Annotated in this window: 15 protein-coding genes; 8 read left to right on the top strand and 7 right to left on the bottom strand. The window is 71.0% G+C overall.

Features of this window, described 5'->3' with window-relative positions:
- Positions 1-13 precede the first annotated feature (13 nt).
- A complete protein-coding gene (locus tag S1361_RS07555) occupies positions 14-220 on the bottom strand; it encodes a DUF5999 family protein (RefSeq protein ID WP_059248121.1) in 207 nt (68 codons plus the stop codon).
- A gap of 307 nt (positions 221-527) precedes the next feature.
- On the bottom strand, positions 528-1,127 hold the full coding sequence (locus tag S1361_RS07550) for a hypothetical protein (RefSeq protein WP_208031070.1): 600 nt from the start codon (positions 1,125-1,127) through the stop codon (positions 528-530).
- A 571-nt stretch (positions 1,128-1,698) separates the two neighbouring features.
- Here S1361_RS07550 and S1361_RS07545 point away from each other — a divergent pair.
- Entirely contained in the window at positions 1,699-3,216 is a 1,518-nt protein-coding gene (locus S1361_RS07545) for a glutamate-cysteine ligase family protein (protein WP_208031069.1), read from the top strand.
- Positions 3,217-3,507: 291 nt separating this feature from the next.
- Positions 3,508-4,305, top strand: coding sequence for a CPBP family intramembrane glutamic endopeptidase (locus tag S1361_RS07540; RefSeq protein WP_425087987.1), 798 nt, complete (start codon positions 3,508-3,510; stop codon positions 4,303-4,305).
- 7 nt (positions 4,306-4,312) lie between these two features.
- On the opposite strand, the gene S1361_RS07535 is transcribed toward S1361_RS07540, so the two are convergent.
- Both S1361_RS07535 and S1361_RS07530 read right to left on the bottom strand, forming a co-directional pair.
- Positions 4,313-5,125, bottom strand: a complete 813-nt coding sequence (locus tag S1361_RS07535) for a PhzF family phenazine biosynthesis protein (RefSeq protein WP_208031067.1) — start codon at positions 5,123-5,125, stop codon at positions 4,313-4,315.
- 45 nt (positions 5,126-5,170) lie between these two features.
- Complete coding sequence (locus tag S1361_RS07530) at positions 5,171-5,608, bottom strand: hypothetical protein (RefSeq protein WP_208031066.1); 438 nt, start codon at positions 5,606-5,608, stop codon at positions 5,171-5,173.
- 92 nt (positions 5,609-5,700) lie between these two features.
- Between S1361_RS07530 and S1361_RS07525 the strand changes: the two genes are divergently transcribed.
- Together S1361_RS07525 and S1361_RS07520 are read left to right on the top strand one after the other, a co-directional pair.
- Positions 5,701-6,066 (top strand): MerR family transcriptional regulator, encoded by a 366-nt coding sequence (locus tag S1361_RS07525; protein ID WP_208031065.1) that lies wholly within the window; start codon positions 5,701-5,703, stop codon positions 6,064-6,066.
- Positions 6,067-6,192: 126 nt separating this feature from the next.
- A complete protein-coding gene (locus S1361_RS07520) occupies positions 6,193-6,819 on the top strand; it encodes a PadR family transcriptional regulator (protein ID WP_208031064.1) in 627 nt (208 codons plus the stop codon).
- A 79-nt stretch (positions 6,820-6,898) separates the two neighbouring features.
- Here the strand turns inward: S1361_RS07520 and S1361_RS07515 are convergent, their stop codons facing one another.
- On the bottom strand, positions 6,899-7,327 hold the full coding sequence (locus tag S1361_RS07515) for a type II toxin-antitoxin system Rv0910 family toxin (RefSeq protein ID WP_208031063.1): 429 nt from the start codon (positions 7,325-7,327) through the stop codon (positions 6,899-6,901).
- Between the two features lie 244 nt (positions 7,328-7,571).
- Between S1361_RS07515 and S1361_RS07510 the strand changes: the two genes are divergently transcribed.
- The 3 genes from S1361_RS07510 (at position 7,572) to S1361_RS07500 (ending at position 10,431) form a co-directional block, all read left to right on the top strand.
- Positions 7,572-8,207: a Clp protease N-terminal domain-containing protein gene (locus tag S1361_RS07510; protein ID WP_243769117.1), complete on the top strand. Its 636-nt coding sequence runs from the start codon at positions 7,572-7,574 to the stop codon at positions 8,205-8,207.
- A gap of 46 nt (positions 8,208-8,253) precedes the next feature.
- Entirely contained in the window at positions 8,254-9,258 is a 1,005-nt protein-coding gene (locus S1361_RS07505) for an EamA family transporter (protein ID WP_208031062.1), read from the top strand.
- A 207-nt stretch (positions 9,259-9,465) separates the two neighbouring features.
- Positions 9,466-10,431 (top strand): DMT family transporter, encoded by a 966-nt coding sequence (locus tag S1361_RS07500; protein ID WP_208036513.1) that lies wholly within the window; start codon positions 9,466-9,468, stop codon positions 10,429-10,431.
- Positions 10,432-10,472: 41 nt separating this feature from the next.
- Here S1361_RS07500 and S1361_RS07495 read toward each other — a convergent pair whose 3' ends face one another.
- Both S1361_RS07495 and S1361_RS07490 read right to left on the bottom strand, forming a co-directional pair.
- Complete coding sequence (locus S1361_RS07495; protein WP_341829288.1) at positions 10,473-11,576, bottom strand: ISAs1 family transposase; 1,104 nt, start codon at positions 11,574-11,576, stop codon at positions 10,473-10,475.
- A gap of 149 nt (positions 11,577-11,725) precedes the next feature.
- Positions 11,726-12,439, bottom strand: coding sequence for a hypothetical protein (locus tag S1361_RS07490; RefSeq protein ID WP_208031060.1), 714 nt, complete (start codon positions 12,437-12,439; stop codon positions 11,726-11,728).
- 354 nt (positions 12,440-12,793) lie between these two features.
- Here S1361_RS07490 and S1361_RS07485 point away from each other — a divergent pair, with 354 nt between their 5' ends.
- Positions 12,794-14,326 carry a MauE/DoxX family redox-associated membrane protein gene (locus S1361_RS07485; protein WP_208031059.1) on the top strand — a complete coding sequence of 511 codons (1,533 nt, stop codon included), beginning with the start codon at positions 12,794-12,796 and terminating at the stop codon, positions 14,324-14,326.
- Positions 14,327-14,530: the final 204 nt, after the last annotated feature.

Genomic DNA, 14,530 nt, shown 5'->3' with positions numbered 1-14,530 from the left:
CACTGTGCCTCGCTCAGGCGGCGGTCATCACCTGATCCGCACCGAGCGGACGGTGCGGGGCGATGATGCGGCCGTCGGGCAGCAGCTCGCCGGTGTCCTCGAAGAGCAGGACGCCGTTGCACAGCAGGCTCCACCCCTGCTCCGGGTGGTGCGCCACGAGGCGGGCGGACTCCCGGTCGGCGGATTCGGCTGGCGGGCACGGCGGCTGGTGCTGGCACATGGGCGGGATCTTTCGCTCTGATGTGATCATGTCCATCCCCCGTGGTGATGAGTCGGTCGGAGTCCAGTGTTGTCCTCTGGGCGTCGTTCCGCAGGGATTTCACGGCACCGCTTCTCACAGGTTCAGGACGCGTCACCCGCGTGGACGGTTCAGCCCAACAGCACCGTCTCTTCGGGTGGTTCTCGGTGGCTCTTCGGGTGGTCCCCGGTGGCCGGATGGGACTAGTCCGGATGGCTCGGGGCGGGACAGGCCGCGGGAACGGCCGTACCCCGCTTCCCTTGCGGGGAGCGGGGTACGCGTGCGGGGGTCAGGCGGGCGAGCCGAGCACCGGCGAGCCGAGCAGCGGAAGGGGAGTCGCCCGATGGGTCAGCACCGGAAGCAACTCGGCGACCCGGAACGGACGGTGTGCCGGGATGCCGGGCGGCGCCGGTGCCAGCGGCACGAGCAGGTCGGTGGCGGCCGGATGCCCCTCGGTGCCGTCCCCGGAGCAGTCGCCGTGCAGCCACAGGGTGAGCATGTACAGACCCGGTACGGACAACAGACGTGCCTGGTAAGGCTGTTGGAGCGCCTCTGCCTGGTGCAGGGCGCGCTCGGTGGAGGCGACGTAGGGACCCTCGAAGAAATGGGAGAAGGCCCAGCCGTCGGGGGTGAGCATGGTCTCGGCCGCGGCCACCGCGCGGTCGCCGCACCGGATCAGGAAGCGCCAGCCGGTCAGCCGTGTCGCGGACAGGCCTTGGGCGGTGATCCGGTCCAGGACGTGCACGGGCAGCGGGAGTTCCGCGGTGGCGGGGCCCTGCGCGGCACGCAGGGAAGGAGTGCGGGCCTCCCGGACCGCGGTCGGGGAGCCGAGGGCGGTCAGGACGGAGCGCAGGGCAGGCGCGGGGGCAGGGGGTACGTGCAGCGGCATGTGGCTCGCCTCTCGTTCGACAGGCGCGGCGGCGCGAGGAGGGTGGGGCGGACGGCGCTGTCTGCTCACGGGGGAAGGCCGGAGAGGTGGGGGCCCGGTTCGGTGTGGAAGAGAGTGCGGCTCGGTCTGCCGCCCGTCAACAGGACGGCAGGAACACCACGGAAACCAGGACCGAGGGCGCCAACCTTCTGCCTTGTGGACAGAGTTTATACGACGCGTGTTCGGCCGTTGTTTCGGCTATTCGATTCCGGCCGTTCACACAAGGCGGAATTCAGGCGCCTTTTTGCGGAAATAATCCCGATTTCCGGTCCGGGCTCCCCGCTCTGACCTCGCCGTACGCGTCGGTAGCGGTCGGCCGAATGTCATCGGCGTTTTTCACGAGGCGTTCGGGGCACCCGGAGGTGCACGGTGCGGCATGCCGCGTGAATGTGCCGCCGGGAACATTCGTAAGAGTAGCGGGCGACGCGCCCGCGCGGGACGTTATCGATCGCTTCGGCTGGGCATCATCCCACCTGACCCGGGAGCCCGGCGGCCGGATCGTCGGCCCGCCCATCCGAGGAGGGACACTTCGATGGGGGAGAAGGTCGTGGCAGGGCAGTTCGACCTGTCCGATCGCCAGCGCTACCGAGAAAAGCTCCAGATGTGCCTGACGGGACTGGAGCGGCTGCTGCGCGAGAAGCGATTCGATCGCCCGAAGAACCTCATGGGAGTCGAGATCGAGTTGAATCTCGCGGGGTCCGACGGTATGCCGAAAATGTTGAACGGGCAGGTACTGGAGCGCATCGCGAGCCGCGACTTCCAAACAGAACTCGCCATGTTCAACCTGGAAGTCAACATCGCCCCACACCGATTGGGCGGCCGGGTATTCGACCGGCTCGCCGAGGAACTGCGCACCTCGCTCGCCTACGCCGACCGGAAGGCCGGTGAGGTGGACGCGGGCATCGTGATGATCGGCATCCTGCCCACCCTCGACCGGGACGACCTGGTCTCCTCCAACCTCTCCGAGGCCGACCGCTACACCCTGCTCAACGACCAGATCGTCGCCGCGCGCGGGGAGGACTTCCGGCTCGACATCGAGGGCGTGGAGCACCTCGTGTGCACCTCCAAGTCCATCGTGCCCGAGGCCGCGTGCACCTCCGTACAGCTGCATCTGCAGGTCACGCCGGCGCGGTTCGCCGACGTGTGGAACGCGGCGCAGGCGGCCTCCGCCGCGCAGATCGCCCTCGGCGCGAACTCACCGTTCCTCTTCGGGCACGAGCTGTGGCGCGAGTCCCGGCCCCCGCTGTTCCTCCAGTCCACCGACACCCGGCCGCCCGAGCTCCAGGCGCAGGGCGTACGGCCGCGCACCTGGTTCGGCGAGCGGTGGATCTCCTCCGCGTACGACCTGTTCGAGGAGAACCTGCGCTACTTCCCGGCCCTGCTGCCGATCTGCGACGACGAGGAGCCGCTGGAGGTCGTCGAGGCCGGCGGGGTGCCCAAGCTCGCCGAACTCGTCCTGCACAACGGCACGATCTACCGCTGGAACCGGCCGGTGTACGGCATCGCGGACGGTGTCCCGCACCTCAGGGTCGAGAACCGGGTGCTGCCGGCCGGGCCGACCATCACCGACGTGATCGCGAACGCGGCCTTCTACTACGGCCTCGTCCGCGCCCTCGCCGAGGAACCCCGGCCGGTGTGGACGCGGCTGCCGTTCGCCGCGGCCGAGGCCAACTTCGATGCGGCATGCCGGTACGGCATCGACGCCCGCTTCGTCTGGCCCCGGCGGGGACGGTACGGCGGCACGGGCGAGGTCGACGCGGTCACGCTGGTCCGCGACGAACTGCTGCCGCTCGCGGCGGCCGGGCTCGACGCGTGGGGCGTGGAGGCCGCCGACCGGGACCTCTACCTGGGTGTGATCGAGGAACGCTGCCGGCGCCGGGTGAACGGGGCGTCCTGGCAGGCGGCCACCTTCCACCGGGCGCTGGAGCAGGGGCTGTCCCGCGAGGCGGCCCTGGCGGCGACGACACGGCGGTATGCCGAGCTGATGCACGTCGGGGAGCCGGTGCACACCTGGCCGGTGGGACTGCCGGATCCGGTACCGCTGGGCTGAGACGTTCTTCCGCGGCCGAGCGGCCGAGCGGCGGGGCCGGCCACCGCACGGACCGCCGGTGCGGGCCGTACCGGGTCGGCGCGGGCGCGGTCGGGGCGAGGGGGGCTGCGGAGCAGTAACGGCTGCGGAGAAGAAGGGGTGGCCGAGAAGGAAAGGCCGTGGAGAAGAAGGGGGGCTGCGCAGAAGCAGGGGCGGTGGCGAAGAGGGGGCCGGCGGGACCGGTCCGCGGCTCGTCCGGTGCTGTCTGCGATCCTTGCCAGGCGAAGGTGGGCCAGGGGCCCGTGAGCCGAGCTGGAGGCAGGGGTGCAGGTGGAGGCTGACTCGGCGGGGGAGCGCGACCCGCGGCGGATCCTGCGGGACGAGACGCTGCTCGTCCTCGGGCTCTCGCTCGGGGCGAGCGGGGTGTCGGCGCTGATCAGCTTCATCGGCTCGGTCACCAAGCCGGGCGGTCTCAAGGACCAGGCGGCCACCCTGAACGCCTCGGCGGCGCCGGGCCGCCCCTGGCTGGACCTGGCCTGGCAGCTCTTCGGCATCGCCACCGCGCTGATCCCCGTCGCCCTCGTCGCCCACCTGCTGATGCGCGAGGGCAGGAGCCTGCGCACCCTCGGCTTCGACCGCACCCGCCCCTGGCCCGACCTGGCCCGGGGCGCGGGTGTCGCCGCCGTGATCGGCAGCACCGGCATCGCGTTCTACCTCGCCGCCCGCGGCCTGGGCTTCAACCTCACCGTCGTCCCCGAGGCGCTGCCGGACGTGTGGTGGAAGTACCCGGTGCTGGTCCTGTCCGCGCTGCAGAACGCGATCCTCGAAGAGGTCATCGTGGTCGGCTATCTGCTGCGCAGGCTGGGCCAGTTGGGCTGGACCCCGGGGACCGCGCTGGTGGCCAGCGCGGTCCTGCGCGGGTCGTACCACCTCTACCAGGGCGTCGGCGGCTTCCTCGGCAACATGGTGATGGGTGTGGTCTTCGTGTACCTCTACCGCCGCTGGGGCCGGGTCGGACCGCTGGTCGTCGCGCACTCCCTGCTCGACATCGGCGCCTTCGTCGGCTACGCCCTCCTCGTCGGCAAGGTGGGCTGGCTGCCGACCGCCTGAGCGGCTTTCAGGCGAGCAGTTCGCCCTCGATGACGGTCACCGCGCGGCCGGTGAGCAGGGTCCGCTCGCCCCGCACCCGGGTGCGGACCAGGCCGGTGCGGCGGGAGGCCTGGAGCCCGGTGAGGTCGTCGCGGCCCAGGCGGGCGGACCAGTGCGGGGCGAGCGCGGTGTGGGCGCTGCCGGTGACCGGGTCCTCGTCGATGCCGACGTTCGGGAAGAAGCACCGGGAGACGAAGTCGTAGCCCCGGGCCGGGTCGTCGGCGAGAGCGGTGGCGATGACGCCGCGGGAGGAGTGGGCGCGCAGGGCCCGGTGGTCGGGGGAGAGGCCGAGGACGGTCTTCTCGTCGGCCAGCTCCACCAGCAGGTCGCCGACGTTCGGGCCGGTGTCGAAGACGGCGACCGGCTCCGCGCCCAGCGCCTCGGCGGCCCCGGCCGGGACCTCCACCGGGGTGAGCGGGGCGGTCGGGAAGTCGAGGGTGAGCGAGCCGTCCGCGGCGGGCGTGGCGATCAGCACGCCGCTGCGGGTGGCGAACCGCACCGGGCCCTCGTGCGCGCCGGTGCTGTGCAGGACGTGGGCCGTGGCGAGGGTGGCGTGCCCGCACATCGCGACCTCGGCGACGGGCGTGAACCAGCGCAGGGCCCAGTCCGCCTCGCCGCCCTCGGGCAGCCGGTGGGTGAACGCCGTCTCGGCGTGATTGACCTCCATGGCGACGTTCTGGAGCCAGTCGTCGTCCGGGAAGACGTCGTCCAGGAGCAGGACCCCGGCCGGGTTGCCGGCGAAGGGGCGGTCGGTGAAGGCGTCCACGATTCGAATGCGCATGACGCCGACGCTAGTGGTTCCGACGGCGACCGGAACAAGGCCAATTCACGAGTGCCGGACTGATTCCCGGCCGGCCGCGCTCGCCCGCGTCCGCAGCCACGGCGCGAGCTGGACGATGCCGAACGACACCTCCACGACGAGGAAGGGCCCCAGCACCCGCGGCCCGCCGTGTGCCAGCGCGTACGCGAACCACAGCGAGAACAGCACGCGCGCGATGCCGTCGAGGAGACCGTGCAGCGGCAGCGGCCGTACGACCCGCAGGGCGGACCAGACCAGGACGACCGAGCCCATGAGGTTGGCGTACAGGGTCTGCATCGGGGTGAGCGCGGGCATGGTGCCGAGCCCGGCCGCGTCACCTCCGGCCGACAGGAGCCGGTGGACCAGCGCGTACGTCCAGGGCGTCGCGAAGCCGGCCGTGACGACCAGGTCGTACCAGCCGCTGGTCCGGACGATGCGCAGGTAGGCGGGAGCGGACGGGTTCACGGGGCCTCCTCGGGAGCGGCTTGCTCGGGCGCCGCCCACGCTAGACAGCGGAGTACGCTCCAAGGTCAAGTCGACCGAGCGGCGGGGGAGTCATGCGGATCGGAGAACTGGCCGCGCGCACCGGGGTGTCCAAGGACACGCTGCGCTTCTACGAGAGGATCGGCCTGATCGAGGGCGACCGGCTGCCCAACGGCTACCGTGACTTCCCGCCTGAGGCGGTGACCTGGCTGGAGTACGTGCGCACCGCGCAGGCGCTCGGGTTCACGCTGGCCGAGATCGCCCGGCACGGCGCGGAACTGCGGGACGCGCCGGACAGCGCCGAGGCCCTGTCCGCCCTGTTCGAGGACAAGATCCGGATCGTCGACGCACGCATGGCCGCGCTGGCGGCCCTCCGCGCCGATCTCACCGCCCGCGTCGGCACCGGCTGCCCCCTGCGGGCGGCCGAGCGGACCGGCTGACCGGCCGCACGCCTCCCCGCCCGGAGAAGGGGATTGTCATGCGATCGGTTCCGATATATCGTTGAGGCATCGCGAACGATACGCGATACGAACATGACAGATCAGCGATGGAGTGGAGTGATCGCCATGCGTACCCACGGATTCGAGCGTGGACATCGGCACGAGGGCCCCGGCCGGCGGGGCATGGGTGGTTTCGAGGGGCGGCGGGCCGCCTTCGGTCCCTTCGGGCCGGGCGGCCCGGGGTTCGGGCCCGGCGGGCCCGGCTTCGGACCGGGGCCCTGGGGACCGCGCGGCCGGGGCGGCCCGCGAGGACGGGCACGGCGGGGTGACGTACGCGCCTCGATCCTGGCCCTGCTCAAGGAACGGCCCATGCACGGCTACGAGATGATCCAGGAGATCGCCGAACGCAGCGGCGGCGCCTGGAAGCCCAGCCCCGGCTCGGTCTACCCGACCCTCCAACTGCTGGAGGACGAGGGCCTGATCGCCAGCGAGAGCGAGGGCGGAAAGAAGCTGTTCTCCCTCACCGGCAGTGGACGCGCCGCCGCCGAGGAGGGCGCCGACGCGCCCTGGGAGGAGGCTTCGCGCGGAGTCGACTGGGAGGCCCTCGCCGAGATCCGCCAGGCCGGCTTCGGGCTGATGGAGGCCTTCGGCCAGGTCTGGAAGACCGGCAGCAAGGAACAGCGGGAGAAGGCGCTGGCCGTCATCAACGACGCCCGCAAGAAGCTGTACCTCATCCTCGCCGACGAGCACTGAGCCGTGGGCGGGCGCCGTCCCTCCGTACGACGGCGGGCGCCCCGCGTGACCACCGCGCGGGGCGCCCCGTGTGTCCGGCTCAGCTCACCAAACCGCCCAGCTTGCGCAGCGACTCGTTCAGCGCGGCCGTCGCCGAGTCCTTGAGCCTGCCCGCCATCAGCGACACCGCGGCGCCGGTGAACTCGCCGTCGATCCGGACCGTCGTGGCGTCCCCGTGCGGGGTCAGCGTGTAGCGGGTGGCGACGGTCACCGCCATCGGGCCCTTGCCGCGGATGGCGAACACCCGGGCCGGCTCCAGCTCCTCGATGGTCCAGTCGACCTCCGCCGGGAAGCCCATCAGCTTCATGTTCTCCTGGAACGTCCCGCCCACGGCCAGCGCCTCGGGACCGCCCTGGGGGAAGCTGGTGTGGGTCGCGTTCCACGCCCCGTAGGACGGCCAGTCGGTGAGCTGCGCCCACACCTTCTCGGCCGGCGCCTGGATGCGTGCCTCCGCGCTGACTTCGGCCATGCGACCACCCCTCCGGATCGGGCGTATCGGGCTACGGTGCCGCGGAACGTAGCCGCAGGGGCGCGAACATTCAATACTGATGAACCGTCAGAATCGGTCGCGGTGTGCGCGCTCTTGCGCGGGTTCGGCCCGGATCTCCTCCGCAAGGATGAGATCCGGGCCGGCGATGTCCACTCCCCGTGGGACGCGAAAATGGTTCCCCTCGTGGATGCCCCGTCCCGTCGAGGCTGATGAGGTAGGGGATGTGCAACCCCGTACAGCCCCCCGGGCCGCCCACGACGGAGTGGTTCCGCATCCGGACGGCGCTGCCGGGCTCGGTGCCGAGCTGGCGGCGGTGGTCGCCGCTGCCCGCCGCCGGGCCGTCCGGGACCGGGACCGGCAGACCGACACCGCCCATCTGCTCCACGCCCTGCTGGAACACGATCCCGAGGCCCGTGCCGCCGTCGGCGGCCCGCGGCTCGCCCGGCTCCTCGGCTACCTGGTGCAGCGCAGCATCGGCTACGGACTGCGCTGGCAGGACCGCGTGGAGGACTCCGGCGCGATCCCCCTCGTACCATCACCCGCCCGGCCGGCCGGGCACGGCGCACGGTGCGTCGCGACCGCCGGCCGGGACGTTGCGGCACGGGACTCCGAGGGCTGGTCCCCCGCCGCGTCCGCCGCACTCGCGGGCGCCCGGGAGCGGGCCCGCCGGCGGGGTGCCCCGCGCGTCGGCGGCACCGACCTGCTCGCGGCGCTCGCCGCGGACCCGGCGTGCCGGGCCGTCGAGGTCCTGGAGCACGCGGGCGTCCCCGCCCGCGAGCTGTCGGCGCGGATCGAGGCCGGAACCGCCGGTCAGGCCGACGAGCCCGGCCCGCCGCCCGCCGTGCCGTCCATCAACTGAGACAGGTGTCATCGGGAGTGACGCTCCTGTCGGCGCCTGGCATCATGTGCCGGTGCATACGTCTGTGAGCAGTCACCACAGCCCCGGCAAGGGAGCCGGGCTCGGCCTCGCACTCGCCTCGGCGCTGGCCTTCGGCGGGTCCGGAGTGGCCGCCAAGCCGCTGATCGAGGCGGGCCTGGACCCGCTGCACGTGGTGTGGCTGCGGGTCGCGGGCGCCGCCCTGGTGATGCTGCCCGTCGCGGTACGGCACCGGGCCCTGCCGCGCCGCCGGCCCGCCCTGCTTGCCGGGTTCGGCCTGCTCGCCGTCGCCGGCGTGCAGGCCTGCTACTTCGCCGCGCTCTCCCGGATCCCGGTCGGCGTGGCCCTGCTCGTCGAGTACCTGGCTCCCGCCCTGGTGCTCGGCTGGGTTCGGTTCGTGCAGCGGCGGCCCGTCACGCGTGCCGCCGCCCTCGGCGTGGTCCTCGCGGCCGGCGGCCTCGCCTGCGTGGTCGAGGTCTGGTCCGGGCTCGGCTTCGACGCGCTCGGCCTGGTGCTCGCCCTCGGCGCGGCCTGCTGTCAGGTCGGCTACTTCGTCCTGTCCGACCAGGGCGGCGACGCGGGCGAGGCGGCACCGGACCCGCTCGGCGTCATCGCCTACGGCCTGCTCGTCGGTGCCGCCGTGCTGACCGTCCTGGCCCGCCCGTGGAACCTGGACTGGCCGGTGCTGGCGGGCTCCGCACGGCTCAATGGCACCGCCGTCCCGGCCGTCGCCCTGCTCGCCTGGATCGTCCTGGTCGCCACGGTGATCGCGTACGTCACCGGTGTGCTGTCGGTGCGCCGGCTGTCGCCGCAGGTCGCCGGAGTGGTCGCCTGCCTGGAGGCGGTCATCGCGACCGTGCTGGCCTGGGTGCTGCTCGGCGAGCACCTGAGTGCGCCGCAGATCGCCGGTGGCGCGGTCGTCCTGGCCGGCGCGTTCACAGCCCAGTCCGCCACCCCGGCCGCGGGCTCCCCGGAGCCGGTCGCCTCCGGCGGTCCGGAAAGGGAGTTGTCCGCCCGGGGCACCGCCGCCTAGAGTCCTGACCATGCCGCACCACGCACTCGTCCTTCCGCCCCCGGCCGCCTGAGGCGGGCCTCCGGGTCATCGCCCGGCGCACACGCGCCGGGCTGGACGGTGCTGCCCGCAGAAGAAGTCCGTGCGTCCCGCCGAAGCGGTGACGCCCCCGAACTTCCGCACGTACGCGTGCGCTTCTGCGGAGAGATTCCCTTGTCGACGTCGACCTTGTCGCACCCTGCGTCCGGCCTGCCCGTCGGGCGCGGACTGCTGTATCTGATCGTCACCGGTGCCGCCTGGGGCACCGCGGGCGCCGCCGCCTCGCTGGTGTACCGAGCCAGTGACCTGGGCGCCTTCTCCCTTTCCTTCTGGCGCTGCGCGCTGGGGCTGGTCCTCCTCACGGCCGGCCGGCTGCTGCGCCCGCGCGCCCGCCGTACGGCCACGGTCCCGGCGACGGCCACCGCCGGGTCCGCGTGCCGCAGGATCACCCGGGCCCTGGTCACCGGACTCGGTCTCGCCGTCTTCCAGACCGCGTACTTCGCGGCCGTGGCCTCGACCGGGCTGGCCGTGGCCACCGTCGTGACCCTCGGGGCGGGTCCCGTGCTCATCGCGCTCGGTGCCCGGCTGCTGCTCGGAGAGCGGCTCGGCGCGGGCGGTGGCACGGCGGTCGCCGGTGCGCTCGCCGGGCTGGCCGTGCTCACCCTCGGCGGCTCGGCCGCGACCGTCCGTCCGGCGGGTGTGCTGCTGGGCCTGGCCTCGGCGGCGGGCTACGCCGTCATGACCCTGCTCACCCGCTGGTGGGGGAGGGACAGCGGTACGGACACCGGGGGCTCCACGGTGAGGACCTTCGCGGTGACCAGCCTGTGCCTGCTGCCGTTCGCGGTGCACGAGGGGCTGCTGCCGCACACCGCCCACCCGGCCCGGCTGCTGTGGCTGCTGCTCTACGTCGCCGCCGTGCCCACGGCCCTCGCGTACGCCCTCTACTTCGCCGGAGCCGCCGTGGTCCGGTCCGCCACCGTCTCTGTGATCATGCTGCTGGAGCCGGTGACCGCGACCGTGCTCGCCGTCGTCCTGCTCGGCGAGCGGCTCACGGCGACCACCGTGACCGGCACCCTGCTGCTGCTCGGTGCCGTCGCGGGCCTCGCCGTGAGCGAGGCCCGCGGGGCCGGCCGGCCGCAGCCGGTCCCGGTGTGACCCCAGGGCTTCGGCGTAGTCGGCGGGCGCCCGTTTTGTGATCACGCGAGGCCGAGGAGTGCGAGGGGGCGGCGGGCGTCGCGTGCGTTGCGACGGAGGCCGGCGGCGATGTTCTTGACGCCGCTCAGCCGGAGGGCGCCGACGGCGAGGTTGCGCCAGGTCGCCATCGCACGGGGTGCGTTGCCGGTCCGCATCTGGGAGGCGTCCTCGGCGAAGGTGGTGTCGCGGACGTGGTGTAGGGCCTCGATCTTCCAGTGGTCGCGGATCAGTCTCGCGAGTTGGACGGGGGTGGTCTGCTCGGCGGTCAGGCTGGTGACCGCGTAGACGGTCGTGATGGTGGTCTTGCCGGTCTTGCGGTCGGTGCGGCGGCGCTTGATCTGGACGGCCTGGCGGGCGCCGGGGAAGAGCAAGTTGTTCACGGTGGCTACCTTGATCCGGCGGATCTCCGCGCGACCGTGGCCGGTACCCCGGGTCCGACCCTGGAACGGGATGTCCTTCCAGGGAAGGGACTTCAGCTGCTTGCACAGCTTCTTCTGGTTGCCCTTGACGATCGCGATGTAATGGGCCCCGCGGCCCAGGAGGTAGGTGGCGTGCTCGCGTTGCGTATGGAGCGCATCGCTGGTGACCACGGTTGCGGCCAGGTCGGCGACGGTGTCGAGCAGCGGCTGGAAGCGGGTGACCTCACCGGTCTTCTCGCCGACGTCGAGCTGGGCCAGGACCAGCCCGGTGGTGTGCTCCACCGCGGCGAGCAGGTGGATCCTCCGCCCCTGGGCCTTCGCCGCACCGCGCAGGGACTTACCGTCCACGGACAGTCCGCGCAGCCCGGTGCTCTCGGGTCGGCGGTCGGCAAGCCATCCGCCCACCGCCCGGTCCAGGGCATCACCGTCGATGCGGGCGAGCAGCCGACGGACCGTCGCCTCCGAGGGCACCAGCCTCCGGGGCAATACTGGATCGGGGCGCACGCCGAGTCGCTCCAGCACGTGCGGCGGCGCGTCCGCGATCCACTCGCCGACCGCCAGCAGCGAGGTCGCGCCGGTCAGCACCGCGCACGCGGTCAGCGTGAGTACGACGGCCAGGGCATGGCGCACGCCGCGCGAATCGCGCGGATCCGGCACCTGGGCCAGCCACTCCAGCAGGGCGGGCACCTCCCCGGGCCCGACCTCGGACTGCTCACGAAGCCGGTCAAGGGCAGGCTGAATCAGGGGTGATGCGTCGGCAGGCACGGTCTTCCAGGCAGGTCACGGGGCGTAGAGCACTCCATGATCACGGGAACCTTCCCTGCATCGTCCCCCGGTCACAGCAACGTCGCAGCCTCGCCTGCCACCCAGGTCTGCCAGACACGACGGGTGTTCGGCAGGTCAGGGCGGTCAAGGAGCCAGAGCACATACCCGGCGTGGCACCGGGCCCACGGACTGTCGGAATCGGCTGCCCGATCGAGCCTGTCCCGTAGGTCAGCGCTGTCGACAGCCCGGGCAACCCGCACGTATTCGCGATCCTTGCAGCGATACGCCCGGTGGACGACGATCTCGACCAGGTCGGTGAGCTTCGCTTTGATCGCCTCGTCCTGGCGAGCACGGGCCACCTTCCGGATCAGGCTCTCCTTCGTACCCCACGCCTTCGCGTGCTGCGTCCACTCCAGCGGGTACCTCGCTTCCCACTCCAGGAAGAGCAACACATAGGGCAGCCCCGGCCACGTCGCCAGATCCCCGTCCGCAGGACCACCCCGCACCCCATCAGGCAGCGAACGCCTCTGAGCTTGCTGATGCGTCCGGCGCGCCTGCAGAAAGGCCGGCTCCCCGTACTGCTCGTCCGCTCCGAGGTGCCGCGTCAGCAGCCACATCTCGTTGGACCGGGCGAGCGCGTCCGTGACCTTCCTCTGGGCCTCCGCCAGATGGACGAGCGCTGCACCTCTCGCAGCCGGATCCTCCGCTATAAGTCCGAACGCCCAACCCAGTCGCTCGCCCCATGCACAAGCGTCGTCCGCATCTGTATTTGTCTCTTCAGCCACGCACGGGATCATCTCCTAGCGCAGTCGGCTCGCTGCACCCGATGGTGCGAGGGAGACGCAAGGGCTCCGAGGCGCAACGGACGTGAGCAGGAACCGCCCGCTCTCCCTCTCCTCATCTCAAGTGATCACGAAACGGACGCCCGCCGACTACGCCGAAGCCCGGGCCGAGGACCTTCAATGGACGCCATTGATGTCGATCGGCCACCAGGCTCACGGCCGTCTGGGTGAGTCTGACCTGTGGAGTGTTGTTCGCGGCCTCGCAAGGCGGTACGAGTCGTTCGGGGCGCCGTGCTATGTGTGCGTGATGCCTGCGCTCCGTCCGGAGGGCGTCCAGACCGATTGGAGTGAGCGGGCATGGTCCTCGCAGCACGGCTGGTGTTGGCTGCGGTCTTCGGGGTCGCGGGGATCGCCAAACTCATGGACCGCGAGGGATTGCCTCGCGCAATCGGAAGTTTCGGCCTGCCAGCTCGAACGTGGAAGCCGCTTGGATACCTTCTCGTCTCCTGCGAGTTCGTCACAGCCCTGGCCCTTACCGTCAACCCATGGGCAGGAATCGGTGCGCTTGGAGCGCTCGGACTGTTGTTGTCGTTCTGCCTGGCCATCGTGGTGAGCATCGCACGCGGCCGGACCCCGGAGTGCCACTGCTTCGGAGGGCTACGCGCCACGCCTGTCGGGTGGGCCACGCTCGCACGCAACGGGCTCCTCGCGGCTACGGCGGGATTTGTCGCAACCGACGGGCGTGCCCCATGGTTCTTCACGGGCCTAGGGACCATCGCAGCGACGTGTTGGGTGGTGCTGAGACTCAAGCGATCCGGGAAAGTACGACCGGGCATGGCCACGCCGGGCTTTTCACTGCCTGACACAACCGGACGAGTATGGACTCTCGACAAACTGCTTGCCGCTGCGCATCAGCCACTCCTGCTTCTCTTCACTGATCACGCGTGCGGCGCGTGCGACGCACTGCTGCCACAGGTGGCCCGGTGGCAACAGACCTATGCAGAACGGTTGACCATCGCAATCGTGAACGGCGGTCCCCCCGCAGACAGCGTTGCCTTCTCGCGTGAGCACGGACTGCGGAACCTACTGGTGGACGAAGACCGAATGCTGCTCACCACTTACGGTCTGACCGCCACGCCCAGCGCAATGCTGATCGACACTGACCGGATCCTCGCCGCCGTGCCAGCAGCTGGGTCAGCAGAGATCGCCGACCTGGTGACCAGGGCACTCCAACCGCGTAGTAGATCAACGATCGCGCGACGCGCGCTGTTGTTCGCCTCGGCCACGATGGTACCCACCTTCATCTCCACCCGCGCGATGGCCCGCGGCGTTACCTGGGTGAACTGGCGCCCAAAGCAAGTGAAGTTCGCTGGGGGATGGCTCTGCAAACAGAGCTACGCGCTGTGTACCAAAGCTGCCTGCAAACCCTCGCCGAGTGACCCGAACGTCCTCATCTGTCGTTGCGTGGTGGAATACGGCTACTCTTACGGCTATAAGTCGTGTGCAGAACGGGCACCGGTCGGCAATCGATTGGTATCGACATTCTCGACGCAAAACACGAACCCCCATACCCGCACCATGACCTGCACATCCCGAGCGCAATGGGCAAACTGTCTGGACGTGGACTGCGAAATCGACCCGCGCAACCCAAGACACGCTGTGTGCCGCTGCAAGTCTGTGGAGAGCGGCGACTTTTTCACATTCGGGGGAAACTGCGACACCAGCACCTGCACCTCCGTGATCTGGTCAGCGGCAACACCACCCGGAGTCCCCTTCCAAGCCGCGATGGAGAGCATCGGCCTATCAGTCACGCTCCCCAAAGCATGCCCGACAGGCACGGACGACGATGACCTTCCGCCTAACAGGCTGGAGTTGCTTTGGGGTGAGTGATCACGGCTCCTTAAGATTCCAGCGAGCCAAGCGGTTTGTGGACCTGCCCGTTGCAGCACGACGTTGGGGCCATGGGTTTAGGCCGGAACCGCCGGCATCGTTGGCAGGACCTAAATTGATCGTTCTACGCGGCAAGGCCGGGGACTCCATGCCGAGCGGTCTTCCCGACGGCCGCGGAGAAGTTCAACGCCTTTCTGGCCGTGG

Origin of the sequence: Streptomyces cyanogenus, assembly GCF_017526105.1 — a bacterium.
GTDB lineage: Bacteria > Actinomycetota > Actinomycetes > Streptomycetales > Streptomycetaceae > Streptomyces > Streptomyces cyanogenus.
The sequence above is the reverse complement of the archived record's forward strand: the minus strand, read 5'-3'. Positions and strand labels throughout refer to the sequence as shown.

Bases quoted from the DNA above. Each gene is read 5' to 3' on its own strand.
- S1361_RS07555 (WP_059248121.1), bottom strand. From the start codon at position 220: ATGTGCCAGCACCAGCCGCCGTGCCCGCCAGCCGAATCCGCCGACCGG.
- S1361_RS07550 (WP_208031070.1), bottom strand. From the start codon at position 1,127: ATGCCGCTGCACGTACCCCCTGCCCCCGCGCCTGCCCTGCGCTCCGTC.
- S1361_RS07545 (WP_208031069.1), top strand. From the start codon at position 1,699: ATGGGGGAGAAGGTCGTGGCAGGGCAGTTCGACCTGTCCGATCGCCAG.
- S1361_RS07535 (WP_208031067.1), bottom strand. From the start codon at position 5,125: ATGCGCATTCGAATCGTGGACGCCTTCACCGACCGCCCCTTCGCCGGC.
- S1361_RS07525 (WP_208031065.1), top strand. From the start codon at position 5,701: ATGCGGATCGGAGAACTGGCCGCGCGCACCGGGGTGTCCAAGGACACG.
- S1361_RS07520 (WP_208031064.1), top strand. From the start codon at position 6,193: ATGCGTACCCACGGATTCGAGCGTGGACATCGGCACGAGGGCCCCGGC.
- S1361_RS07515 (WP_208031063.1), bottom strand. From the start codon at position 7,327: ATGGCCGAAGTCAGCGCGGAGGCACGCATCCAGGCGCCGGCCGAGAAG.
- S1361_RS07485 (WP_208031059.1), top strand. From the start codon at position 12,794: ATGGTCCTCGCAGCACGGCTGGTGTTGGCTGCGGTCTTCGGGGTCGCG.